This window comes from Lactobacillus sp. UMNPBX12 (assembly GCF_002553955.1).
GTDB classification, from domain to species: Bacteria; Bacillota; Bacilli; order Lactobacillales; family Lactobacillaceae; genus Lactobacillus; species Lactobacillus crispatus.
This window is the reverse complement of the sequence record NZ_PCYY01000006.1, coordinates 67,198-91,308: the sequence shown is the minus strand read 5'-3', so window position 1 is coordinate 91,308 and position 24,111 is coordinate 67,198. Positions and strand designations below refer to the sequence as shown.

The window sequence follows — 24,111 nt, the reverse complement described above, 5'->3', positions numbered from 1 at the left end:
TGAAGTTCCTGGAATTAATCCTACTAACTCTCTATTAGATATTCCAACAAAAATTTTAATTGTATAAAATAAACGTGCAGAAGGATAACCTAAATGTTCAATTTATTATTGCAATTTACGTTAAAAAATATTTACCAATTTTCCATTTTCTAAGTCAAAATGATGCGTAAATTTCTTCATCGTCGTTGATGAAATATGGTGGTCAATTTCAATTACTGTTAATGGTGAATTCAAAAAGACATTATGAATTTGCTCAGCAGTTTGCGGATCAAGTGAAGCAGTTCCTTCATCAACTACTAAAATTTCTCTTTGGAAGAGAAAAGCACGCGCTAATTCAATTCTCTTTCTTTCCCCACCTGAAAGATTATGCCCATTTTCTTCAATTACGGTATCTAAGCCATGTTTTTGAAGGTAATTAGTTAATCCTGCTTGTTGAGCCGCAGCCACGATTTGCTTTTGATCAAATTGTTTACCAAGAGTTAAATTAAAGCGTAAAGTCTCATTAAAAATTTGCGAAGATTGTTGAACTTCACTAAAAATTTGCGTTTCAACAGCCTGATCATTAACCAAAACTCTTCCCTTCTGCGGAGATAATTTACCCATTAACACCTTAAGTAAAGTAGATTTACCTTCACCAGACTTTCCAGTTAACAGAATTTTATCTCCTTTATTAACACATAAACTCACATTATTAAGCACTGGACTATCAGCTTGATAGCCGAAAGTTACATTGTCCATATTTAATTGCTTAAATTTGACTGGAGCTTCATCTTGCTTAGTCGTTAAAGGCTTGAAAGATAACAACTTAGCGGTCATTGGTTTAGTAGCAGCAATCTGATTACGAATACTATTAATACTAAAGAAACTATTTACAATCCAGGCACTAGAGTATTGCACGGCCACAAAAGAAGCCAAAGCAATGTGTCCTTGAATTACCATAATAATGCCGATTCCAATTGGTAAGAAGTCTAGTGAGTAAGCTAATAAATCAACGTAAAAATCACTTTTAGCAATTGTATCGTCACGTTCACGTTTATTCTCAACAGAATTTTTAATTACTTTACTACCCTTCTTTACAAATAGAGATAATACATTGTAATTTAAAACCGTATTGATATTTTTGAGTAAATCCGACATAAACGTTACATAACTACCTGTTGATTTACTCCAATTGGATGACTGCTTGGCTGTTTTCTTGCTAAACAAACTAGGAATAAGGCTTGAAAGACTGGCAAAAGCAACAAAGACTAATGTCAGGACTACACTATTTATCAGCGCAACAGTAACGATACCAACAATTTTAACCACAGTAGATACTAGTGAAAATAACTGTCTAAAGTACTTTTCTTCAATCAGGTTAAGATCATTATTAATGAAAGAAATTCGATTAGAAATTTCTTTTTCTCCTGTTTTTACAAAATCCGTCTGCATCAGATACTCACGAACTTCTTGATTAAATAGTGCTACATTACGATTAATTACTCGATTATTTAAGTATTCTACAATTACAAGTAAGATTTGCAATACTGTAATTACGATAATCATTCTCACCGTATTTGGAATACTTTTACCTGTAATTAACGCAAAAATTTCGGAGTATGACCATGTGCTAAAAGGCAAAGATAATCCGCTTAAACATGACAGAATAATACTGAGCGAAAACCATTTGAGGTCAATAAACTTTTTCATAAATGAATCTCCCTTTCAATTAAGTTGGATTCATTATCTGCTTTAGTTCACGATAAAAATAGCTTTCTGCAAAAATGATCTTCAATCTGCATATATGCAGATTATTCTGGAAGAATAGACAGAATATTTTCTAAATTACTTGCCTTGATCAATTTCTTAATAGCTAATACCTGCTCTGTATCTCCAGCAAAATAGCATTGATAAAAATGACCAATGATTTTATATAAGACTAAAGATGGCGTTTGACTTAATTGCCCAAGTAAATAAATAGGCTCTTTATTATCTTTTACAAATTTATTTTCAGCACAAGTATATAAATAATTCACACAAATAGTGGCAATTGTTGTTTGCATTTTTTCTGTCTGCTCAGACATTTTATCATTATAAGTAGTGAAAATTTTTTGAAAGAAAAAAGTAAAATCATCATGAGTAAAGATAGAAGCACCAAAATTTGCTAACAAATCTAAACTAAATTCATCTTGAAGCCAATTATCGCCTGCAAATAAACGCTGCAATATTATATTTTTATCTTTGACATCAAATTTACGTTTTCCTTCAAGTAAGGTAAAAATCAACTTAGCTTTGATTTTTAGAAGATCATGATGCGGCAGTTGTTGAATTTTTGTTACCAATTTTCTAACTTGGTTAAGATCTTGATTATAATAAGCAATCTGTAATTGATCACCTAAACTGTTTTCATCGTCAGCTTGTGAGATCATATTTTGCTTAAAGAATTCAGCAAATGAAATTTTATTTTTCTGCAAAATTGCCATTAAGTCCTTAGCTGATATTTCATGCAAGCCACGCTCAATTTTAGAATAATGAGCTGGTGATAAAATTCCTGCTACAAATTGTTCTTGTGTCAGTCCCCGCGATTGACGTGCTTTTTTTAGTGCCGCATTAATTCCCATAGCTTTTATTTTGCTTTAAAGTTTTTCTGTTAATTCAACATCTGGATATTTGTCATGGAAGAAACGTTCCGCAAATTCATTTTCAAATAAGAATAACGGATTACCATAACGGTCCTTAACTAATAAGTTACGAGTATTAGACATGCGTGGGTCAAGCTGTTCCGGATCAATCCAGCGCGCAACACGATGACCAATACTGTTCATTTCAACTTCAGAATTATATTCATTCTTCATTCTGAATTGGAACACTTCAAACTGCAATTGACCAACAGCACCAAGAATATACTCATCCGTTTGATAATTGCGGTAAAGCTGAATTGCACCTTCTTGGACTAGCTGGTTCATACCCTTATGGAATGATTTTTGCTTCATCACATTCTTAGCAGTTACTCGCATAAATAATTCAGGTGTAAATTCTGGTAATGGTGGATAAACAATCTTGCGCTTACCAGCATAAATACTGTCACCAATTTGAAAATTACCAGTATCGTATAAGCCAACTATATCGCCAGCTACCGCATCAGAAACTTGTACTCGCTCGCTTGACATGAATTCAGTCGCATTATTTAAACGAATTGGCTTATCAGTTCTAGCTAAAGTTACATCCAAGCCTTTCTTGAATTCACCAGAACCGACTCTAACAAAGGCGATTCGGTCACGGTGATGAGGATTCATATTAGCCTGAATCTTGAAGACAAAGCCTGAAAATTCTGGATTTTCTGGACTTAGCTCCTCATCCCCATTGACTGTGTGACTCTCTGGTGCTGGAGCCAAATCAACAAAGCTGTTCAAGAATGTCTCAACCCCAAAATTGGTCAAAGCTGAGCCAAAGAAGACAGGAGTTTGATCACCCATAGCAATCTTCTCGCGGTCAAACTTGTTCCCAGCTTCTTTAATCAAATCAATTTCATCCAGAGTATCCTGGAATTGAGGATCTTGACTAAGTGGCTCACTATCAGGCAACTTACCATCTTGATCTAATGGTAAAAAGCGATCTTGATCATTTTTGCGGTAAAGCTCAACACGATTATTAGCGATGTCATATAGACCCTTTAAAGTTTGACCTGAACCAATTGGCCAGTCCATTGCTACACCCTCGATACCAAGCAAATCTTCCAATTCCGCAATTAAATCTAATGGTGGACGTCCATCACGATCAAGCTTGTTCATAAACGTGAAAATTGGAATACCACGTTGCTTAACAACCTTAAACAACTTCTTTGTCTGTGGCTCGATACCTTTAGCAGAGTCAATTACCATGACAGCTGAGTCAACGGCCATTAATGTACGGTAAGTATCTTCTGAGAAGTCCTGGTGTCCTGGCGTATCCAAAATATTGATACGTTTGCCTTGATATTCAAACTGCATAACCGAACTAGTAACAGAAATCCCACGCTTCTTTTCGATTTCCATCCAGTCACTAGTAGCAAAATTGCCAGTTTTACGTGCCTTAACCGTACCTGCTTTACGAATTACCCCACCAAACAAAAGCATTTGTTCAGTAATCGTTGTCTTACCTGCATCGGGGTGAGAAATAATTGCAAATGTTCTTCTCTTTTTTACTTTATCTGCTAACTCTTTGTCCATTAGTCCTCGCTATCTTCTTCCTTTTTTGATTCATCAATCGTTAATAATACCGTCAACAAGCGTGACCCCTTCATCCTTCTAGTGGTCAAAGTCATCCCATCACCAATATCAACTGTTAACTTTTCTTCCTTAGCTGGAATCACTTTTAAAGTATTGATCACATAGCCTGCTATCGTATCAACATCTTCCATTTGAAGATTAGTACCAAATTGCTCATTAAAATCATCTAATGGCATCTTACCGTAAATAATGTACTTATTTGGAGCTATTTGGTTAAAAAGAATCTCAGTGTGATCAACTTCATCATCAATATCGCCCACAATCTCTTCAACCAAATCTTCAATTGTAGCTAAACCAGTTACACCGCCATATTCATCTGTCAAAATTGCTAATTGTCGTTGCGTTTGCTGCATTTCCATCAACAAATCGCCCAGCTCGGCAGTTTCTGGTGCAAACAGCGGCTCAGTCATGACATCTTTATAGTCAAGATTATCAAAACCCTTTTGTTTAGCCTTTCGTAAAACCGTTCTGATATGAATAATCCCTACAATCTTATCCTTATCACGTTGATAAACGGGAATTCTAGAATATGGCTCACGAAGGATTTCATCTAGATTGTCTTGAAAACTGACTTCTCGATCAACCATGAAAGCATCCGTTCTAGGTACCATTACTTCACGGGCTGTCTTACCCTGAAAGTCCAAAATACCTTCTAGCATTGAAAATTCTGTATCATCAATTTTATGACTTTCATGTAAAGTAACAATTTCTTTTTCTAAATGATCTTTAGTCCCCACTTTTTTATCGCCGGATAATCTATTTTTTAAGCGACCAAACAGAGTTCCCGCTCCAGGATCACTATTCATTTTCGTACTCTCTTTCTTAAAAAAGTTATCTAAATATAGCTATTATAGCATAGAGCCAATAACAATTATGTTAAAATAGCACATAAGACTAGGAGGTTCGTCATGAAAAAAAGTCATGTCTTACTCGTTTTTACATTTCTTTTGCTAATTCCCTATATCTGTAGCTTAGCTATTATTGGAATCGGCTATAATGCATTAGTTTTACATTCAGCTGAACTTTATCGCACATTAATCGGCTCATTAGTTGGCGCAATCATTATGTTTGCTGTCAAGGCTACTATTCAACGGCCTGTTGATTTATTAGCTGTTCAAACCAACGATGGCTTACTGAAGCAGCTTTTACGTTTCTTCAGTATCAGACGACGCTACTGGCTTTTAGCAGCTAATATTATCTTAGACTTTGTTCTTTGCTTTGCTGCTACCTACATAATACGTGCTCTTTTAACACTTGATCAAATCGTAGGCAGCTCCATCGGCTTTGTTTTGTTAATCATGTTTGTTTCAACTTGTCTTGGCGCTTATGTTGAATACGATAACCTGTCAATCGACCCTGAGCAGCATTAATTACTTGCTGGCCTTCAAGTACATTACTTGGGCCAGTTTTTTTGTATCCATGTCAAGATCCCAAGTAATATATGGCGTGTCACTGTCACCCAAATTTTCATGTACTTCAATTCCGCTAGCAACTACTTTTTTGGCAAAATTTGGCACGGTACTAGTCAACGGTAAGTTGAAAAAGACTAAAGTTTGATTCTCTTCTACTTCCTCCGCTACCTCTGCAGCTGGTAATTCAAACTTCATTAAACCCGTTGGCACTTCATCTTTTGCTACATCTGCTAAAACGCCATACCAATACATAAAGCTGTCCTCACCTGATACCACTAGGACAGAACGCTTATTTTCTAAATTATGATCAGCTAAAAATTTTTGAAAAGTTTCATCATTTTCCATTTGCTGATTAGCTTCCATAAAGCTCTTTTGAGCATTCATCAAACCAGCTGGAAATGGACGACCAATAAATAATCTTGATTCAATATTTTTCTTCATTTTTTCTCCTAATATTCTACTAATTCGTCTAAATCAATTATTTCACCGTTTAAAAAGGCATCAATCTCACCTGATGAAAAACCGTGACTAAACAAATATTTTTTTATTTTAAAATTGCGTTCAATTTCTGGAAGATTTCTAAAACGCTTGTAAGCCTTAATTCCTTGTTTCTTCAAAGCTTCTGTTTGTGCATTCTCATCTTCTTTAAGATCCATTGCATCAATAATAACGTTACTAATCCCGCTATCAAAGCCATGCGTTAATAATTTAGTACGCATCTTACGCTCTAATTCACGCTGTGAAATCTTGCCAACTTGATGGCTCATCGACTTAATCACGCGTTGGCCCACTTCGAGCCAATCTTCTTCATCAATTTCATCTAACTTATCCTGACTAATTTCAGGATCAACGCCTTTTTGCGTCAACTTTCGTAATAAACTTTTAGGGCCATCAGAGCCAACACGCAAATCATTTTTGATAAACAGCTTGGCATATTGACGATCATCAAGATAGCCTAATTCATTCAATTGACTAACAGCACTATTGGCTGCTTCATCAGAGATTTCGTGTTTTTTTAAATATTGCAGCACCTCAAAGATGGTCCGAGGCTCGTAACTCAAAAAATGAGCCGCTAAATCACTAGCCTTAGCATCAGCATCAAATTGCCTAATCTTTTCAACCTGCTCATCATTTAATTCTTTACCCTTAAGCAGCACAAATTCTGCCAACGTTTTCTCTCCGGCAGAAAAAGCATATTTTCCATCAATAAAAACATTATAGCGACCTGGTCGTTTTTGTGCACTTACTTTGGTTATGATCAACTTGTTTCACCTCGCATATTTTTCTACATCCATGCTAGCAAATTTTGCTAAAGCTTGCTAAGAACTTTTTCCAGGTAGTACAATTAATTGAACACAATTTAGTTTTTAGTAGAAAGAATTAACGATGAACAGAAAATTTACCCATAATAAATCAAAACATGAAAAAGACGTCATCATCACTATTAAAAGTTTAGGAATTAATGGTGAAGGAATTGGTTACTACAAGAAAAAGATTATCTTCATTCCTGGTGCCTTGCCAGACGAAGTAGTAGTTGCCAAGATTGTTAAATCATATCCACACTACATCCAAGGCGAACTGGTTAGAATTAAAGAAAAAAGTCCAGATCGCGTAGACTTCCCTGAAGGTGTTGATCCCGAGATTGGTGGCTTAGAATTAGTACACTTGTCTTACGACAAACAACTTGAATTCAAGAAGAACAATATGCTTGAATCATTACGCAAGTACCATCCTCGTAATTACAATAAGTATAAAGTTAAAAATACTATCGCTGCTCCTGACCCATGGCATTATCGCAACAAGGCTCAATATCAAATTGAAAAAGATCATGGTCAACTTAAGCTTGGACTTTTTGCTCCAAATTCCCACCGCTTGATTGACTTACCAAAGATGCCAACTCAAAGTGAAGATACACAAAAAACGGAACGTAAAATCAAGGTTTTAATTGAAAAATTGCATGTTCCTGTTGCCAACTATCGTCGTCATTTACCTGGCATTAAGACCGTAGTTGTCCGTCAATCAGAAGCAACTAAGGAAATCCAGGTAACCTTGATCACGATCGGCCACAAGATTAAGAACTTAATCCCTCTTGCTAAAGAAATTATGAAACTTGATCATGTAGTTTCTGTCTATCAGAATGAAACCGAATGGCAGAATCCACAAGTTTGGGGAAATAAAACCGAAAAGCTTTTGGGCAAGAATCAAATCACCGAAGAAATCTTAGGTAAAAAATTCGCCTTATCACCACGTGCCTTCTTCCAATTGAACCCAGTTCAAACCATCAATCTTTACTCAGAAGCATTGAAATACTTAGACCTAACCCCCGATCAAACCTTGATTGATGCCTATAGTGGTGTTGGTACCTTAGGTATTTTGGCAGCTGACCGCGTTAAGCAAGTTGTTGGAATCGAAACCATTCCAGAGGCAGTCAAAGACGCACAACATAATGTCGAGCTTAACCACATCAAAAATGCTGATTATATTCAAGGCAGTGTTGAAAAGATTTTGCCAGAATTACAAAATAGTGGTGTTGCAATCAATGCTTTAATCGTAGACCCACCAAGAACGGGCTTAGCTAAAAGCTTGATCAAAACCCTCTTGCGGGTTAAACCTGAAACTTTTGTCTACATCTCATGTAATCCCTCAACCTTAGCTCAAGACTTAGTTTTACTTAGCGAGGCATATGATGTTCGGGTCATCCAAAATGTAGACATGTTACCACAAACCCCACGCTGTGAGGCAATTGCTAAGTTAGTGCTCAGAAAAGATAGATAAATCCAACAACCTAGTCTTTGGCTAGGTTGTTTTTGTATATAAAAAAGCGGCTACTGGACAATCCTGTCCCTTAGTAGCCGCAATTTCAAGTGGATGAGGTAGCTCATCAATTGATAGTCACGATTTTTAGTTGTTTGGTATGTATTTAAACAATGGCATTATCGCAACCAATATTAACATTCACTTGTTCGGGTCTTTACATAAAATGTAACTTTTAATAAATTGGAGTTTTTGCGAACAGCCAATGATAATTAATCAAATAATTTTTAATTAAGCTATTTATGGCTGACACCTCTACGTATAGAGAATCTTTCAAGTTTCCAATAATAATACAATTCTGGAGATAAAAACTTACTTATATTTTTTTATAGTTGTTAACTTTTATTTCTACCTCTTCCACACTATTCATTATATCTAGTTGTGAAACCGTTTACAAGAACTAACCCACATATTTTTGCAAAAATCTTTCTACTTGTTGTCGATATTGCTTTGGATACATTGGATAAGACAAAGCATGCCCTGCAAGTGGCGCAAGCCAAATTTGCTTTGGAGCAGCTGTTGCCGCATAATTTTGCCAGACCATTTTAGTTGGCACAAAGTGATCCTTGCCGCCATGAATAAATAAAAATGGTCGCGTATTTTTATTTAACTGAGCAACCGCAGAAGCATCTTTTAAATAAAAGCCATTTTTCACTCTATTAATTCCACTAACCAAATCAACTATTGGAAACCGTGGAAAAGCCTTCATATGAAATAAATTTTGAGCTTGATAGTTAATTTCACCTTTCACGGTTGAATAACCACAATCTTCAATAAAAGCTTTCACTTGTGGTGGCAAAAGCATACCGCTTACCATCATTTCCGTTGCACCACCCATGCTTTGACCCATAATTACAATTTTGGCATTTGTACCAGTTTGATCAATTACTTGATAGATCCAACGCAAAATATCATCTTTTTCAACCCAGCCATAGCCGATATACTTACCTTCGCTACGCCCTTGGGCACGTGCGTCTGGAACGAGAACATTATAACCAAAATCATAAAACATTTTGGCAAAACCAGCCATACTATCTCCATCACTCATAAAGCCATGTAATAAAATTGCGGTTTTTTTGGCATGTTGATCAAGGTACTGGGCGAACAAAGTTATGCCGCTATCAGTTTTTAAAGTCCATTTTTTCTTAGAAAAATCTCTAAACCAAACCTTATCACGATAAAGTGGATCCTTGCCTGATAATTCTCTGGAGTCAACTTTTTTATTAAACGGTGTCATCGCCATCTTGAAAAAGTACTCGCTTGCCGCAAACAAGCCAGCTCCAGCAATTAATGCGGAAGACAATAATAGTTTCTTTTTCATCTTTTAACACTTCCAAATTCAATTATTTCACTTTTCATTTTATAATTAAATTGCTGAAAATTTACAATCCTTATGACTTAATTATACTGAAAAATGCGCTTAACAGACTTACTTCAATTAATCGATGACCTGAACCTGAATACTAAATTTTATCTAAAGCATGATGACAAACTACTTAAGTGGGGAAAACTCACTATTGCCGAAGGAAAATGTCTGCTGCTACCCGGGCAAACAGCAATGACCAAACAAAAATTGATTAAATTAGTTGGCCACATGCGTGGTCGCGGCATCCCCTTGTTAATGGTCATTGACCAAAAAGAATATTCCATTTTCGGCCTACAGATTCGCGAAGATACTGGACAAGCAATTTTAATGTAAAAAAAGAGCACAAATGTGCTCTTTTTCTTATTCTTTTACGCGGTATTGACGAATATGATCCTTAGTACCAGCAAAATACCAAGTACCTACTTCATCGTCGCTAGTTAATTCTAAGCCATCCTCAGGATCTAACAAAGCCGTATTGAAGACGTCTTCATATTGCTTAACTGTCAGCTTCTTCTGCCGATCAAGCATTGCTTGATCAGCTGTAGGATCAATTTGTTTTTCATATCCTTCAACCAACTTGCCACTATAAAACTCAGCCATTGCACCTGAACCATATGAAAACAGGCCAATTAATGAGCCAGCGGGTAATTCACCATTCTCTAGCAAACTAAGTAAACTCATATAAAGTGAAGCGGTGTAGATATTACCTACTCGGCTTGATAATTGTTTAGCAGCCGCAAAACTACGCTCCAACTTGATCATTGTTGCTTGATCTTGCCCCTCAATAGCAATATTGTTAGCCTTCATCCCCATCTTAGTAAATGGCAAATGGTAAGTAATCGCATCAAAGTCGCTTGTTTTCAATCCTTTTTGCTTCTTATAATCAGTAAAGGTCTTCTTGAAGAAATCCAAGTAAACTTGAGTCGAATACTTGCCGTCAACTAAAGCGGTGCGAGAATAATTTGGTCTCCAGAAGTCGTTAATATCTTCGCTGTAAGCTGAATGACCATTATTTAGGGCTAAAATGCTTGGGTCAGCTTTGATGAGCATTGCCACGCTACCGGCTCCTTGTGTTACCTCACCAGCAGTATTAACACCATAGCGAGCAATATCACTACCGATGACAATTGCGGTTTGTTCAGGATGTACCCGAACAAAATCACGTGCCATCATTAAGGCTGCCGTTAAACCAAAGCAAGCTTCCTTTACTTCAAAAGTTCTTACTTCTGGCTTCAACTTTAAGGCTGTTTTTACAAATAAAGAAGCTGACTTTGATTGATCAATACTGCTTTCAGTCCCAAAAATTAATAGACCAACTTTATTCTTATCAATCTTGTCAATAAACTTTAAAGTCGCATTAATTCCCATTGAAACTGCATCTTGCGTAATATCCGCAACACTCATCTCTCTTTGACCAATGCCAACTAAAAACTTATTTGGATCTTGCTTTCTTGCGTTCGCCAAATCGACCATATCAACGTACTTGTCTGGCGTAAAAAGTCCAATTTGATCAATACCTACTTGCATTATTTTTCCTTTCTTATTTTTGCTAAAAGCTCCTTAGCATGACTTTCAGAATAATTTTTTTCACTAATCATCGCAGCTAGTAGCTGCTTGCGCTCATGTTCGTCATCGGTTAATTCAGTGACTACGTTTCTAGCCTGCAACTTCATATGCCCTGCTTGAATGCCGACAGTAGAAATTGCCAGCAAAGCTGCTAGGTTGTTGGCTAAAGCCACGCTAACAATAATCTTAGCTAGAGTTTTACTCGTGATTTTTTGTCCTAAAATAGCAAAACTTTGTTGGACGTCATGACGGGCCTTAATTGAGCCGCCAACTACTCCGATCGCCATTGGCAACGTTAATTCGCCAACTAAATAACTACCCTGCATCGTCCACTTTGATAAACTGCGATATTGGCCATCATGATTGGCTAAAACTGCAGTGGCTGCTTCAATTGCCCGATAATCATTGCCTGTGGCGATTAAGACGGCGTCGGCTCCATTCATGATTCCCTTATTGTTAGTTACCGCACGATAAGGATCGTCAATTCCAATTTTTCCTAATAGAGCAACACGTTGTGCAACTTGCATCCCACCAATCGTTTGTGGATCAATCTTCACTTTAGCCGTGGCCAATTGGCTAGGATAATTTGATAAAATCGCAAATAATTTTTCATCAACACCAGCATAATTTTCTAATTTAGCCGCTAAAAATTCCAAAATCGAGTTGGTTTTATTCGCGCCCATCGCCTCAGCTGGATCAACCAATACTTTTAAGTAAAGCAAATCCTCTTTCTGCACAGCAGTTATTTTTCTAGTACCACCACCATGACGGACTAAGCTGGAAAACTTTTGATTAGCTAATTCGACTAAGTGCGGAAATTCTTTTTCTAATTCAATTAATGAAAAAGAATTGTTGACCTTCAAAACGATTTGACCATAAATCCCTTGTCGGTCGCTGCTAGCTGTCACACCACCATTTCTAGCAAAGATACTAGCTCCATGATTGGCGGCAGCAACTACTGAGGGTTCTTCAACAGCCATTGGCACCCAATATTTTTGTCCATTGACTATTAAGTTTTGTACTACACCTAAAGGCAAACGCAACTGCCCTACAACATTTTCACTCAATTCATCTAGACGTCTCAAAACCGTATCATCGATTTGCCCTAATGCAATACCTTCGTCCTGTAATAACTTACGTCTAGCTTCAGGCTCTAATTGATAAAATTTCATTCTGCATTCTCGATTTCATAAGCAATCGCCTGACCGCCACCGATACACAAAGTAACCAGGGCACGTCTGCCTTTTCTCTTCTTTAATCCACTAATTGCACTAGCAACTAAGCGTGTACCCGTTGCACCTAAAGGATGACCTAACGCGATTGCGCCACCCATAATATTCAATTTATCAGTTGGAATTTGTAAGTCGCGAGCTACCGCTACGCTTTGGGCCGCAAAAGCTTCATTTAATTCGATAATATCATAGTCATCAAAATTACGTCCCGTCTTCTTAAGCAGTTTTTTAACCGCATAATATGGAGTATAACCCATCAGTGCAGGATCAAAGCCAGCTTCCGCAAATTCACCTAACTTGGCAATTGGCGTTAAGCCTAACTCTTTCATTTTCTCCTTAGTTGCCAGAACTAACATACTTGCACCATCAGTCAAAGGAGACGAGTTTCCGGCAGTCACTTCACCATCCGCCTTAAAAACAGGCTTTAAGTTACTCAATGCCTCAAGCGTTGTATCCGGACGAATTGGTTCATCATGATCTAAACTTTGACCATCAATCTCCACATCCAGGATCTCATTATCAAAAAATCCGGATTTAACTGCTGCAGCTGCCTTTTTATGCGACTGCAATGCAAATTCATCCATATCCTGACGACTAACATGATATTTCTCTGCTACGTTTTCGGCAGTAATTCCCATATGCTTGCCAGAAAAAGCATCCATCAAACCATCGTTAAGCATAGTACTTACTAGGTGATCTGCTGGATCATTTTTGTTTTCTTTTTTAACAAAATAAGGCGCATTAGTCATGCTCTCACTACCGCCGACAGCTACTAGATCCAAATCGCCTAGTTCCATCTGTCCTTGAGCTAGACGTAAAGCTTTCAGACTTGAGCCGCAGACTTCATTAATTGTAACGGCTGCAGAAGCTTCACTCATCCCTGAATGTAAGGCAACTTGGCGAGCCATATTCTCACCTAAGCCGGTATCCAAAACATTCCCCATAAACAGTGCTTGAACATCAGCTGGCTTAATATTGCCCGCCTTCATTGTTCCTTTCAAGGCCATTACACCCAAATCAATTGCAGAAGCATCCTTAAAAAATCCTCGGTACTTGCCAAAAGGTGTTCTTTTAGCTGCAACAATATAAATGTCCTTCATATATTTTCTCTCCATAATGTGTATTTTTTAACAAATATGATAATAGCAAAAAAATATTAAGAAAAACATAAAAAGACTACGCCGCAGCGTAGTCTCCCTAATAATTAAGCTTATTTTTTATTTTGCTTACCTTCGGCTTCAAACTTCTTGCTCAATTGCATGATATATGCCCGCAATTGTTCCTTAATTTCTGGGTGCTTCAAACCATATTCAATTGAAGTTTCAAGGTAGCCTTCTTTGTTACCAACATCATGACGTTCGCCTTTAAAGACATGAGCAAAGACACGTTGAGTCTTGTTCATTGTATCAATCGCATCAGTCAATTGAATTTCACCGCCACGACCTGGTTTTTGGTTAGCCAAAATATCAAAAATTTCAGGTGTTAATAAGTAACGACCAATAATGGCATAATCACTAGGTGCTTTATCAATATCAGGCTTTTCAACGAATGACTTAACATTGATCAGTCCTGGCATGATCTCATTTTCCGGTTCGATGACACCATACTTAGAAACTTCTTCATGTGGCACAGGCATAACTGCAATTGTAGAAGCATGCGTCTTGTTATAGCGATCGATCAATTGCTTGGTCAATGGCACCTTATCTTCCATTAAGTCGTCGCCCAACATAACTACAAATGGTTCATCCCCAACAAAACTGCGAGCACGGAAGATGGCGTCTCCTAAACCTGCTGGATGCGGTTGACGAGTGTAATACAAGTTAACGCCTAAATCAGTAATTCCTTCGGTTAGGCGAAGCAATTCTTTTTTACCCTTTTCTTCCAAATCTTGTTCTAGTTCTGGATTAGAATCAAAGTGATCTTCAATTGGGCGTTTGTTCTTGCCAATTACAATTAAAATATCTTCGATTCCTGACTTTTTAGCCTCTTCAACGATAAACTGAATTGTTGGTTTATCAACGATAGGTAACATTTCCTTAGGTAAAGCCTTAGTTGCAGGTAAAAATCTAGTACCCAAACCAGCTGATGGGATAACGGCTTTTCTTACTTTCATAAAAGCACACTTTCTATTTCAATTTTATAAGTTCATCATAACAAAATATGCATTTTTCAGCTACTTAGTTTTTCGTCTTTTCTTTTGAATATAACTGGCAATACGACCAGCAGAATATTCAACTTGTCCAACACGGTTTCGCACAATAGCAGCGTTAACACCAACGCCAAATAAAAATAATACTGCTGCAATATTCAACCAGAGCATAAAGATGATAAACGTACCAACAATGCCATAATTCTCCCAAGTAATCGGGAAATGGTGTAAATAGAAACTAAAAAGAAATGATAGGGCTAACCAGCCTACAACAGTTACAAAAACTCCTGGCCAAATTACTCTCTTTTTGAGTTTTATATTAGGCAAAACATAGTTCAAATACCATAATGCTAGCATCATAACCAATATTAATACTGGATAGCGATAACTAAAGATCTTGCTAATTTCATTAAGTGGTAGCTGAAAAATCGGTCCTAAAAAGTTGAGTACTTGTTGCCCAAAAACCAAGGCCAATGTAGCAATTGTAAATACTAGAATCATCAATCCTGTAAAAACAAAAGTAATAGTTCTAGTCCAAAGAAAATTAAGCATTGATAATTTTAATTCAACTTGATGAACCCCATAAAGTCTATTTTCTCCAAGACGAATTGCATTAACCATATTTGATAATGACCAAACTGCAAACACAATACCAAAAGAAATATAGCCTGTTGATGTAGTTTTCAATAAAGAATTTATAATTGGCATAATGAATTTTGACACTTGGTCTGGAAAAACCAAGTTCAAATATTCAGCAATAGGCGCAGTATCAATGTGAAACAACGGTAACACGTTACCAATGATAATAATAATCGGAAAAATAGAAAACAAAATGTAGTAGGCAATAATAATTGAACTAGCAAATATCTCTCCTTGAGATAAGGTGGTTCGTAATGTAGAAATAAATTGCCCAATTTTTAAACCAAAATGGTTTTTACCATTTTTCATCCATTATCCTAATCATCCATCTCATCAAAGTGAGGGATGTACTTTTCTAAGCCATCGTAAGGATGCTGCAGAGTCAAGATCTTAGGACCATCCTTTGTAATTGCAAAGGTGTGTTCAAATTGAGCAGCATTAGAACCATCTGGAGTTGCGTAGTAAACCCAATCATCGTTAGGATCGTCAACAGTACGTTGGTCGATGTGCCAGTCGCCACCAGCTTCTACCATAGGTTCACAAGTAATAGTCATGCCTTCACGCAAGCGAAGACCATGACCTGCCTTGCCCCAGTGAGGAACTTCTGGATCTTCATGAATTGATGGTTGAATACCGTGGCCAATTAATTCACGTACATCACCGTAATGATTTTCATCTTCAACATAATGTTGGATAGCAGCACCGATATCACCAATTCTGTTACCTAAAACAGCTTGGTCAATTCCGAGATACATTGCTTTTTTGGTTACTTCAATTAATTTCTTATCAGCTTCGGAAATTTCGCCAACTGGATAAGTAGTACATGAATCTGATTCATAACCGTTCAAGTTGCAAGTTACATCAACCTTAACGATATCGCCTTCCTTTAAGATGCGATCTTTTCTTGGAGTTTGGTGGGCAATTTCATCGTTAACCGAAATACAAGTACCATACTTATAACCTTCAAAACCTTGTTCTGAAAGGCGGCCGCCACGACTTGATACGAAGTCTTGACAAAACTCTTCAATTTCCCAGGTAGAAATGCCTGGCTTAATCACATCACGTAAGCCTTCAAACATAGTTGCAAGAAGATGTCCTGAAGCTTGCATGCCTTTAAGTTCACGAATTGATTTAATTGTAATCAAAATAATTTCTCCTTTATAAATTTTTATTTAGTTTCAGATATTTCTATTATACCGTTTTCCAAAATACTTTTAAAAGGTCGGGTTTTTGTAGAATCAAAACAAAACTCTAGAAATACCTGAAATATTTTTAAAGTTTGCTAAAACTAAACGTTTTTGCAATAGTTTCATGTATAATAAGATGTCGTATAATGCAGTGAAAGGTATGAAAAATCATGAAAGCAAGAATTGTTTATGCCAGCATGACTGGTAACGATGAAGACATGGCTGATATTTTAGAAGAAGATCTTCAAGATTATGGCTTTGACGTTGAAACAAGTGATGTCGGCTTCACTGATGCCAATGACTACTTAGATAGTGATCTTTGCATTTTTATCACCTACACCTATGGTGAAGGCGTAATGACTGATGAATTGGCAGACTTTTATGGGGAGTTAAAAGACTTGGATCTAACAGGCAAACATTTTGCTGTGATGGGTTCTGGCGATAAGACCTACGGTGAACACTTTTGTGAAAATGTTTTTGACTATGAAAAAGCATTCAAGGATTGCGGCGCAACTGAAATTACTAAACCCGTAACAATTGAAAATGCGCCAGATGATGATGCAGTCGCTGCAATCGATCAAGCTGCAAAGGAAATGGCCGATAAGTTAAATGGCTAATAACAAAAAAGACGTCACAGCTGTTGATCAGGCACAAATACGCCGTCTAGGTCAAAAATTAATCAAGCGACACCGTAATCTTTGGGTTTACATGGTTTTCGGCTTTGTCGCTGCATTAATCAATACCTTAGTCTTCATGGTCTTACACTCATGGTGGCATAATGTGATGGTAATTTCTAACACCATCGCCTTCATCGTCTCCAACCTGGCATCTTTCTGGTTTAACCAAAAGGCTGTTTTTATCAATAATGTCGATCATGAACACAGCACGTGGCATAAACTAATCGTCTTTTTCACTTATCGCGTCATCAGTTTAATCCCTGATACATTAATTATGTTAGTCGGCTTATCCTGGCTGCATTTAAACGCATTACTAGTCAAAATTATCGACCAAATTTTAGTCGGTGTATTTAATTACTTAACTACTAGATCAGTCTTTCAAAAGCAAGAACATACTATGATTGAACGTGCAAAAATGCGCATTCAAGAACAAAAAAATAAAAGAGATAGCAAAAATTAAAACTGTCTCTTTATTTTTTTACTCAAAATCTTTTGGTTTACTTTCACTATCTTGATTAAAGTAATAATAAATATCATCCATAATTCGATCAGCTGCATGTCCATCTCCATATGGATTTTTGGCATTAGCCATCCGATCATATTCGTTTTTGTTTTCTAACAAAGCTAGCATTTCTTCACGCACCTTGTCGACTTCAGTTCCAACTAACTTCAAGGTACCGGCCTTTACGCCTTCAGGACGTTCCGTCGTATCACGTAAAACCAAAACTGGTTTACCTAAACTAGGAGCTTCTTCTTGTACGCCACCTGAATCAGTCATGATAAAGTATGAACGTTTAGCTAAGTTATGGAAATCTACTACATCAAGCGGCTCAATCAAATGAATCCTTGGATCACCACCAAGCACTTCATTAGCCACTTTTTGTACTCGTGGAGATAAGTGAACTGGATAAATAATTTCTACATCAGGATGCGAATCAATTACTTGCCGCATTACTTTAAATACTCGGCGCATTGGCTCACCTTGATTTTCTCGACGGTGCATAGTAACCAAAATTACCTTATTACCAGGAGTAATTGCGTCCATTACCTCATGATGATAATCTTGTTGTACAGTCTGTGCTAAAGCATCGATTGCCGTATTTCCAGTAACGAAAATAAAATCAGAATGGTGATTTTCCTTCAGTAAATTAGCCTTACTCAATTCGGTTGGTGCAAAATATAAATCGGCTAAATCATCCGTCATCTGCCGATTCATTTCTTCAGGATATGGTGAATACTTATTCCAAGTTCTCAGACCTGCCTCCACATGTCCCAATGTAGTTTGCTGATAAAAAGTAGCTAAAGAAGCCGCAAAACTAGTCGTCGTATCGCCGTGAACCAAGACAATATCTGGTTTCTCTTCTTTGATCACCTTAGATAAATCAATCATCACTTTAGAAGTAATTTCTTCTAGAGTTTGATTTTGGTGCATAATATTAAAGTCATAATCCGGTTTAATTTTAAAAATATCTAGCACTTGGTCCAACATTTCGCGGTGTTGTGCGCTAACGACCGTTACTTCTTCAAAACGATCATCTTTTTTTAGTTTCAAAACAAGTGGTGCCATCTTGATTGCCTCTGGACGCGTTCCAAAAACAGTCATTACCTTAATTTTCCTCATTAAAAAATTCCTCCGCTTAACTATTTTACTATACCTGATTTTAGACTATCTTGCACCCGCTTTCTGTGTTTTAATGGAAGTATTAAATTGAAAGTTGGTCGATGCATGAATTCATCATTACTATTATTAATTACAACTGGTTTAATTATTTTGATTGGAACGTTTTGCCTTGTTTTTGGTATGGACAAAAACAGACCCGCTAAAACTAGAAAATATTTACTTTATACTGCACTAATCTGTGTTTTCCTAGTTTGGGGCTTAATTACTGCAATTATGCTTCAACCCTTAGGATAATAAAGATATCTTTTGGATAACCAAAGCATGTAAAAAGCCTGCAAGTTAAATACTTGCAGGCTTTTTTCTATGACCCCGGTGAGATTCGAACTCACCTCTACGGTTTAGGAGACCATTGTTCTATCCAGATGAACTACGGGGTCAAACCTAAGATTAACTTTACCAAAAAAAGTGGTAATAGTTAACCTTTTTTTAGAATTGTGGATTAAAAAATGTTTTCGGATGGTTGGTATCAGCAATCTTATCAGCTGCTTTAACAAAAGGCATCCAAATTAGCAAAGCAACAATCATATTTAAAATGCTTAAAACAATTGCACGCCAATCATAATTGCAAGCCAGAAATGGGCCAATAACTGGTGGCATGATGCTAGGTACTGCCACTTGAACTGGATTAACCAATCCCATAATGCTAACCCAATAAGAAAAGGCAACATTAACTAGTGGCGCTAATACAAATGGAATTAGATACACTGGATTTAGCACTACAGGCAGGCCCAAGAGAATTGGTTCGCCAATGTTAAAAATTCCTGGAGCTAGTGAGATTTTGGCAATTGTGCGATAATCACTGCGTTTAGAAAACATTAAAATCGCCACAATTAGCATTAAGGTTCCACCAGCACCGCCAAACCAGGCAAAGACATCAAATGAGCCACGTACCCATACATATGGTGGAATATTTCCATTACTAATCGCTGTGATGTTATCATTTTGAGCAGTCATCCAAATTGAATCCAAAATTGGTGATAGAACCCCTATACCATTAATTCCAAAAAACCAAAATAACTGCACTAATAAAGTAATGACAATTACCGTACCAAAGCCTTGTCCCCACTTTACTAATGGAGTTTGAATTGTGGTAAGCAACCAATTTCCAAAATATTTACCGGTAAGAATTTGGAACAAATAATTAATTCCACCTACACCAAATATTGCAATCATTGCAGGTAATAAAGAATCAAAAGCAGCTTGTTCAGCATGGGGCAAGTTCGATGTCACATGCAACATAATCCTTGCTTTATAGCAAGCATAATAAATAAAAAAGCCTAATGAGCCAAACAAAATAGCAGTAAAGAGGCCAGTAGTTGAGAACTGACTAATGTCAAATGCATTATGCAGTGTAACATTATCACCATGAAATTTAATCTTAGCTATATTGGCAATGCTTAGTGCAAAAGAAGATAATGCCACAATTGAAGCAGCAAGTCTATTTCCTTCAAAAGCTTTTGCTAGTTGATAGCCTAAAGCCAATGCTAAGAAAAAGGCAAATAATGAAAATGTCCCTCGCCAAACTAAATTACTGATTGCTACCAATGGCTGCATCGCAAAAGCAAAGGCATACCAGCCTAGATGATCATGAGCTGCTTCAATTAAGCTCTTAATTAAAACTGCTAATGATCCTGCCATTGTAATTGGCATTAATGAGACAAATGCATCCCGTAAAGCAACTAGCCATCTTATCTGACCCCATCTACTAGCTAGCGGCAAAACATAGTCCTCTAGCCATCTAACTAAACGAATCATTTCTTTCCTTTCAAGTAATGTGGATGATATCCCTTGTTCTTATTACGTTTCTTGCGTTTTTTAGTTTTATTTTTCTTAGTCGAAGTCTTAATGGGCTGCTCTTTAGCCTGCTTCTTTTCCTTCTTGAGTTTAGGCTTTTCAGTTGTTAAATGATAGCCTGCAAAGTAGACACGCTCTATTTGTAATTGATCTGCCAATAATTTCTTCAAATCACGAAAATCGTGATCATCGCCTAAGGTAACCACATAACCTTCAGCGTTCATTCGACCTGTTCTTCCTGCCCGGTGCATGTAAGTATTAGTCTCGCTCGGAATATCAAAATTAATCACATAGGTAAGGCCTGGAATGTCCAACCCACGCGCAGCCAAATCCGTTGCTAGCAGCAATTTCGTCTTACCAGTAGCTAGGTCATTTAAGGCTTTTTCACGGCGTTCTTTACCAAATTCATTAGCTAATAATTCGAACTTAGTCTTAGTATGCCCAAAAATACCAGCAAAGCGCATCATCGTTTTATTTGAATCAAAGAACAAAATTCCCTTAAAGTGATCCAACTTAGTCATTCGCTGCAAAAATTCAATCTTGTGTTGATTGTCTACTTGCAAAAAATAATGTTTAGTCGCTGAAGCTTGTTCATTTCTGACATCTACTAACAAGAAATGACGGTTAAAAACTTGTTCCGCATCCCGTGTAATCTCAGAATCGGTTGCTCCAAATAATAAGATTTGACTGTCTGGACCCAGATTTTGCCCTAATGCTGATAACAATTCCATTTTAGTAAATTCTAAAATATCATCGGCTTCATCAATAATCAAAGTCTTGATCTGGTTTACTTTAATTCGACCACTTGAGAAGAAGTCAAAAAAACGGCCTGGTGTAGCTACGACCACTTCAGGATGCTTTTTCTTCAGATTGTCTTCTTGTCTCTTTCTATTGCCAGCACCAACCAAGCTGACGCCTTTTAATCCTAAAGCGTGGATGTAAGGATTAATTGCATGACGAATTTGTACAGCTAATTCAGTCGTTGGCGCAATAATTACCACGCTGTTAGCATTACCTGGCTGTGCTTTTTCCAAACTAGGAAGTGCATAAGCCAATGTCTTACCCGTACCTGTCTTAGCCAATCCAACCAGGCTCGCACCATTGCGAATGGCATCATAGCTTTCTTTTTGAATTAAAGTTGGCTGGTCCTTGTGTTCTCTAATTAAAACTTGTTTGATTTTTTCTTGATACATTATTACTGTGTTAATTGCCCATACTTTTGCTTATATTGACCAACGGTCCCGTTATACGCGTACATCGTTACCTGGCTTTCTAAGCCTGAAACATTCCTTACGCGTCCGTTAGTAGTGTAGCACCAAAATGAATACTTTAATTTATTCGGTGCCTTACTGTTTGATGACATAAATAACGTTTGCGGATTAAAGTAATGTTGATATTTATGATCAACTTTCACCATGACTCTTTTGCCAGCTGCTTGCAATAAAGCCGCAAACTGCCCCATTGACCGCAAATATCTCGCTGAACGAGTAGTCACTGCCGGTACAATTAGAATTGGCAGCGAGCCCGTATTTTGTCCTACTTGCTTAAAAAAGTAGCGGTAATGCTGCATCGGAGTCGATTCATTGCTATAGGAAATCTCACTACCAAATGCCAAGTTCGTTCCTAAAATTTGGTCGCGATAAGACAGATAGTTTTCATCAAAATATGATCTGCCTTGGGTTGCTTTCAAATATATAAAGGAAACGCCATTAGATTGCAATTTATGTAAATCAACATAGTCAATATCTTGATTTAACTCAATCCCAATCGCACTTGAATTAGCATCTGGCGGTAAAGTTGTTTGCCGCTTAAAATTGAAAAAGCCAATCAAAAGAAATGCAATCGCCAGAATTAATAAAGTCAAAATCGCTGGCAAAGTATACTTATGCTGAAATCTTTTCATCGGCTAAATTCCTCCCTTAATTATTTTAACCGAAAAGCCTATCAATACAAAAATTTCTAGTCGATGTGCTAAAATTTAAATAATGTAAACGAAGGGCAACAAATAAATATGAAACGACAAATCTCATTCGGCCAAGCATTGGCTACCGTAGTCGGTTCTGTCATCGGAGCTGGCGTATTTTTCAAGATCGGAACAATTACTGCACAAACTGGCAGCACTTCAATGACCCTGTTTGTATGGATTTTAGCTGGGATCATTTCAATTGCATCAGGTTTGACCATTTCAGAAATTGCCGCCAGCTTAAAAATTAATGGTGCCATTAAGTATCTTGATTACACTTATGGCCGCGTGTGGGGTTTTCTTTTTGGCTGGGCACAAATGATTGTTTATTTTCCAGCTCAAATTGGTGCCCTAAGCTCAATTTTTGGCGTTCAGTTTGTCTCCTTATTTGGAATTAAGGCGAGGTATTCTAACCTAATAGCTATCTTGCTAGTGCTTTTTCTCTTAGGAATTAATCTAATCGGAACTAAATTTTCTAGCAAAATGCAGTCGGTCATCACTATCCTAAAAATCATTCCAATTGCTTTAATTATTATTTGGGGATTATTTAACCCTGCCAAAATACCTGCACCAATTATTCCGTTAACAGTCGGCACTGGACATTCATTTCCAACCGCCATTAGTCAAGGGTTACTTTCTGCGTTATTCGCCTTCGAAGGCTGGATTGTAGTGACTAATTTGGCTAACGAAGTCAAAAATCCAGAAAAAGACCTTTCACGGGCAATTATTTTAGGTCTTTCAGCAATTACATTGATTTATGTTTTAATCAATTATACTTTCATGACCGTTTTACCTATTGATCAATTAACTAATAACAATAATGCCGCGTTTCAAGCTTCAATGAAATTGTTTGGTCAATTTGGTGGAAAACTAGTCACTGTGGGAATTTTAATTTCTGTTTACGGTGCGGTTAACGCATTCATGCTGACAGGGATGCGCACGCCTTATATCTTGGCTCAAGACAATTTATTGCCATTCTCCAATAAAATTGGCAAGGCTAATATCCATACCGGTGTCCCAGTAGTTGGCGCGTTTATTGTTGATGCTATTGCAATTGTCATGATTCTACTAGGTAATTTTACTGTTTTAACTGACATGCTAGTCTTCGTTATGTGGACTTTCAACACAATGTTGTCAGTTGCCGTAATAATTTTGAGAAAGCGTGAGCCAGAATTAAAACGTCCATTTAAGGTTCCATGGTATCCGATCATTCCAATTATTTCCGTGATCGGTGGTATCTTCATCGTTGTCTCAACAATTATCAATCAATTTGTTCTTTCAATTATTGGTATTGGTTTAACATTGTTAGGACTGCCAATTTACTATTACATGCAAAAGAAAAATAATTAACGAAAAAAGCCGCCGATTTTGGGCGACTTTTTGT

At 37.1% G+C, this 24,111-nt stretch carries 24 protein-coding genes and 1 tRNA gene; 7 read left to right on the top strand and 18 right to left on the bottom strand.

Annotated features, from left to right (window positions below; translation table 11 throughout):
- Positions 1-120: 120 nt before the first annotated feature.
- From CP363_RS03950 to CP363_RS03935, 4 genes are all read right to left on the bottom strand, one after another.
- Positions 121-1,689 carry an ABC transporter ATP-binding protein gene (locus CP363_RS03950; protein WP_013086030.1) on the bottom strand — a complete coding sequence of 523 codons (1,569 nt, stop codon included), beginning with the start codon at positions 1,687-1,689 and terminating at the stop codon, positions 121-123.
- A 101-nt stretch (positions 1,690-1,790) separates the two neighbouring features.
- Entirely contained in the window at positions 1,791-2,600 is an 810-nt protein-coding gene (locus tag CP363_RS03945; RefSeq protein ID WP_089150110.1) for a helix-turn-helix domain-containing protein, read from the bottom strand.
- Positions 2,601-2,615: 15 nt separating this feature from the next.
- Positions 2,616-4,187, bottom strand: coding sequence for a peptide chain release factor 3 (locus tag CP363_RS03940; protein WP_089145893.1), 1,572 nt, complete (start codon positions 4,185-4,187; stop codon positions 2,616-2,618).
- On the bottom strand, positions 4,187-5,053 hold the full coding sequence (locus CP363_RS03935) for a hemolysin family protein (RefSeq protein WP_005726242.1): 867 nt from the start codon (positions 5,051-5,053) through the stop codon (positions 4,187-4,189). Before CP363_RS03935 ends, CP363_RS03940 begins: the two co-directional genes overlap by 1 nt.
- Positions 5,054-5,155: 102 nt before the next feature.
- Between CP363_RS03935 and CP363_RS03930 the strand changes: the two genes are divergently transcribed.
- A complete protein-coding gene (locus tag CP363_RS03930) occupies positions 5,156-5,617 on the top strand; it encodes a hypothetical protein (RefSeq protein ID WP_005718600.1) in 462 nt (153 codons plus the stop codon).
- Here CP363_RS03930 and CP363_RS03925 read toward each other — a convergent pair whose 3' ends face one another.
- Positions 5,618-6,100, bottom strand: coding sequence for a hypothetical protein (locus CP363_RS03925; RefSeq protein WP_005722693.1), 483 nt, complete (start codon positions 6,098-6,100; stop codon positions 5,618-5,620).
- 8 nt (positions 6,101-6,108) lie between these two features.
- The gene (gene recX, locus CP363_RS03920) at positions 6,109-6,921 is read right to left on the bottom strand and encodes a recombination regulator RecX (RefSeq protein ID WP_098035868.1); all 813 of its coding nucleotides are present in this window, start codon (positions 6,919-6,921) and stop codon (positions 6,109-6,111) included.
- Between the two features lie 124 nt (positions 6,922-7,045).
- Between recX and rlmD the strand changes: the two genes are divergently transcribed.
- On the top strand, positions 7,046-8,434 hold the full coding sequence (gene rlmD / locus CP363_RS03915) for a 23S rRNA (uracil(1939)-C(5))-methyltransferase RlmD (protein WP_023487988.1): 1,389 nt from the start codon (positions 7,046-7,048) through the stop codon (positions 8,432-8,434).
- Positions 8,435-8,873: 439 nt separating this feature from the next.
- On the opposite strand, the gene CP363_RS03910 is transcribed toward rlmD, so the two are convergent.
- On the bottom strand, positions 8,874-9,794 hold the full coding sequence (locus tag CP363_RS03910; RefSeq protein WP_198995779.1) for an alpha/beta hydrolase: 921 nt from the start codon (positions 9,792-9,794) through the stop codon (positions 8,874-8,876).
- Positions 9,795-9,887: 93 nt separating this feature from the next.
- Between CP363_RS03910 and CP363_RS03905 the strand changes: the two genes are divergently transcribed.
- Positions 9,888-10,172: a hypothetical protein gene (locus CP363_RS03905; protein ID WP_089146976.1), complete on the top strand. Its 285-nt coding sequence runs from the start codon at positions 9,888-9,890 to the stop codon at positions 10,170-10,172.
- Positions 10,173-10,199: 27 nt separating this feature from the next.
- Here CP363_RS03905 and CP363_RS03900 read toward each other — a convergent pair whose 3' ends face one another.
- From CP363_RS03900 to map, 6 genes are all read right to left on the bottom strand, one after another.
- On the bottom strand, positions 10,200-11,366 hold the full coding sequence (locus CP363_RS03900; protein ID WP_098035867.1) for a hydroxymethylglutaryl-CoA synthase: 1,167 nt from the start codon (positions 11,364-11,366) through the stop codon (positions 10,200-10,202).
- On the bottom strand, positions 11,366-12,577 hold the full coding sequence (locus CP363_RS03895; protein ID WP_098035866.1) for a hydroxymethylglutaryl-CoA reductase, degradative: 1,212 nt from the start codon (positions 12,575-12,577) through the stop codon (positions 11,366-11,368). Before CP363_RS03895 ends, CP363_RS03900 begins: the two co-directional genes overlap by 1 nt.
- A complete protein-coding gene (locus CP363_RS03890) occupies positions 12,574-13,737 on the bottom strand; it encodes a thiolase family protein (protein ID WP_005724262.1) in 1,164 nt (387 codons plus the stop codon). The genes CP363_RS03895 and CP363_RS03890 overlap by 4 nt, the downstream gene beginning before the upstream one ends.
- Before the next feature lie 110 nt (positions 13,738-13,847).
- On the bottom strand, positions 13,848-14,750 hold the full coding sequence (gene galU, locus CP363_RS03885) for a UTP--glucose-1-phosphate uridylyltransferase GalU (RefSeq protein WP_005718590.1): 903 nt from the start codon (positions 14,748-14,750) through the stop codon (positions 13,848-13,850).
- Positions 14,751-14,810: 60 nt separating this feature from the next.
- The gene (locus tag CP363_RS03880; RefSeq protein ID WP_005725308.1) at positions 14,811-15,734 is read right to left on the bottom strand and encodes a YihY/virulence factor BrkB family protein; all 924 of its coding nucleotides are present in this window, start codon (positions 15,732-15,734) and stop codon (positions 14,811-14,813) included.
- Positions 15,735-15,742: 8 nt separating this feature from the next.
- On the bottom strand, positions 15,743-16,570 hold the full coding sequence (gene map, locus CP363_RS03875; protein ID WP_005721525.1) for a type I methionyl aminopeptidase: 828 nt from the start codon (positions 16,568-16,570) through the stop codon (positions 15,743-15,745).
- 212 nt (positions 16,571-16,782) lie between these two features.
- On the opposite strand from map, the gene CP363_RS03870 reads away from it, so the two are divergent.
- Positions 16,783-17,229 (top strand): flavodoxin domain-containing protein, encoded by a 447-nt coding sequence (locus CP363_RS03870; RefSeq protein ID WP_005718584.1) that lies wholly within the window; start codon positions 16,783-16,785, stop codon positions 17,227-17,229.
- Positions 17,222-17,749 carry a GtrA family protein gene (locus CP363_RS03865; protein ID WP_005718582.1) on the top strand — a complete coding sequence of 176 codons (528 nt, stop codon included), beginning with the start codon at positions 17,222-17,224 and terminating at the stop codon, positions 17,747-17,749. The genes CP363_RS03870 and CP363_RS03865 overlap by 8 nt, the downstream gene beginning before the upstream one ends.
- 18 nt (positions 17,750-17,767) lie before the next feature.
- On the opposite strand, the gene wecB is transcribed toward CP363_RS03865, so the two are convergent.
- Positions 17,768-18,910, bottom strand: a complete 1,143-nt coding sequence (gene wecB, locus CP363_RS03860) for a non-hydrolyzing UDP-N-acetylglucosamine 2-epimerase (RefSeq protein ID WP_005724265.1) — start codon at positions 18,908-18,910, stop codon at positions 17,768-17,770.
- A gap of 105 nt (positions 18,911-19,015) precedes the next feature.
- Between wecB and CP363_RS03855 the strand changes: the two genes are divergently transcribed.
- On the top strand, positions 19,016-19,204 hold the full coding sequence (locus tag CP363_RS03855; RefSeq protein WP_005724266.1) for a hypothetical protein: 189 nt from the start codon (positions 19,016-19,018) through the stop codon (positions 19,202-19,204).
- Between the two features lie 70 nt (positions 19,205-19,274).
- Here the strand turns inward: CP363_RS03855 and CP363_RS03850 are convergent.
- The 4 genes from CP363_RS03850 to CP363_RS03835 all read right to left on the bottom strand — a co-directional run bounded on the left by CP363_RS03850 (position 19,275) and on the right by CP363_RS03835 (position 22,667).
- Positions 19,275-19,347: transfer RNA gene (locus CP363_RS03850), tRNA-Arg, on the bottom strand.
- A gap of 49 nt (positions 19,348-19,396) precedes the next feature.
- Positions 19,397-20,725, bottom strand: a complete 1,329-nt coding sequence (locus tag CP363_RS03845; protein WP_065988994.1) for a PTS sugar transporter subunit IIC — start codon at positions 20,723-20,725, stop codon at positions 19,397-19,399.
- Complete coding sequence (locus CP363_RS03840; RefSeq protein WP_005718576.1) at positions 20,722-21,957, bottom strand: DEAD/DEAH box helicase; 1,236 nt, start codon at positions 21,955-21,957, stop codon at positions 20,722-20,724. Before CP363_RS03840 ends, CP363_RS03845 begins: the two co-directional genes overlap by 4 nt.
- A gap of 2 nt (positions 21,958-21,959) precedes the next feature.
- On the bottom strand, positions 21,960-22,667 hold the full coding sequence (locus tag CP363_RS03835) for a GH25 family lysozyme (RefSeq protein WP_098035865.1): 708 nt from the start codon (positions 22,665-22,667) through the stop codon (positions 21,960-21,962).
- 108 nt (positions 22,668-22,775) lie between these two features.
- Between CP363_RS03835 and CP363_RS03830 the strand changes: the two genes are divergently transcribed.
- Positions 22,776-24,077 (top strand): APC family permease, encoded by a 1,302-nt coding sequence (locus tag CP363_RS03830; RefSeq protein ID WP_005725298.1) that lies wholly within the window; start codon positions 22,776-22,778, stop codon positions 24,075-24,077.
- Positions 24,078-24,111: the final 34 nt, after the last annotated feature.

Coding starts and splice junctions, on each gene's coding strand:
- CP363_RS03950 (WP_013086030.1), bottom strand. CDS start 1,689: ATGAAAAAGTTTATTGACCTCAAATGGTTTTCGCTCAGTATTATTCTG.
- CP363_RS03945 (WP_089150110.1), bottom strand. CDS start 2,600: ATGGGAATTAATGCGGCACTAAAAAAAGCACGTCAATCGCGGGGACTG.
- CP363_RS03940 (WP_089145893.1), bottom strand. CDS start 4,187: ATGGACAAAGAGTTAGCAGATAAAGTAAAAAAGAGAAGAACATTTGCA.
- CP363_RS03935 (WP_005726242.1), bottom strand. CDS start 5,053: ATGAATAGTGATCCTGGAGCGGGAACTCTGTTTGGTCGCTTAAAAAAT.
- CP363_RS03930 (WP_005718600.1), top strand. CDS start 5,156: ATGAAAAAAAGTCATGTCTTACTCGTTTTTACATTTCTTTTGCTAATT.
- CP363_RS03925 (WP_005722693.1), bottom strand. CDS start 6,100: ATGAAGAAAAATATTGAATCAAGATTATTTATTGGTCGTCCATTTCCA.
- rlmD (WP_023487988.1), top strand. CDS start 7,046: ATGAACAGAAAATTTACCCATAATAAATCAAAACATGAAAAAGACGTC.
- CP363_RS03910 (WP_198995779.1), bottom strand. CDS start 9,794: ATGAAAAAGAAACTATTATTGTCTTCCGCATTAATTGCTGGAGCTGGC.
- CP363_RS03905 (WP_089146976.1), top strand. CDS start 9,888: ATGCGCTTAACAGACTTACTTCAATTAATCGATGACCTGAACCTGAAT.
- CP363_RS03900 (WP_098035867.1), bottom strand. CDS start 11,366: ATGCAAGTAGGTATTGATCAAATTGGACTTTTTACGCCAGACAAGTAC.
- CP363_RS03895 (WP_098035866.1), bottom strand. CDS start 12,577: ATGAAATTTTATCAATTAGAGCCTGAAGCTAGACGTAAGTTATTACAG.
- CP363_RS03890 (WP_005724262.1), bottom strand. CDS start 13,737: ATGAAGGACATTTATATTGTTGCAGCTAAAAGAACACCTTTTGGCAAG.
- galU (WP_005718590.1), bottom strand. CDS start 14,750: ATGAAAGTAAGAAAAGCCGTTATCCCATCAGCTGGTTTGGGTACTAGA.
- CP363_RS03880 (WP_005725308.1), bottom strand. CDS start 15,734: ATGAAAAATGGTAAAAACCATTTTGGTTTAAAAATTGGGCAATTTATT.
- CP363_RS03870 (WP_005718584.1), top strand. CDS start 16,783: ATGAAAGCAAGAATTGTTTATGCCAGCATGACTGGTAACGATGAAGAC.
- CP363_RS03865 (WP_005718582.1), top strand. CDS start 17,222: ATGGCTAATAACAAAAAAGACGTCACAGCTGTTGATCAGGCACAAATA.
- wecB (WP_005724265.1), bottom strand. CDS start 18,910: ATGAGGAAAATTAAGGTAATGACTGTTTTTGGAACGCGTCCAGAGGCA.
- CP363_RS03855 (WP_005724266.1), top strand. CDS start 19,016: ATGAATTCATCATTACTATTATTAATTACAACTGGTTTAATTATTTTG.
- CP363_RS03845 (WP_065988994.1), bottom strand. CDS start 20,725: ATGATTCGTTTAGTTAGATGGCTAGAGGACTATGTTTTGCCGCTAGCT.
- CP363_RS03840 (WP_005718576.1), bottom strand. CDS start 21,957: ATGTATCAAGAAAAAATCAAACAAGTTTTAATTAGAGAACACAAGGAC.
- CP363_RS03835 (WP_098035865.1), bottom strand. CDS start 22,667: ATGAAAAGATTTCAGCATAAGTATACTTTGCCAGCGATTTTGACTTTA.
- CP363_RS03830 (WP_005725298.1), top strand. CDS start 22,776: ATGAAACGACAAATCTCATTCGGCCAAGCATTGGCTACCGTAGTCGGT.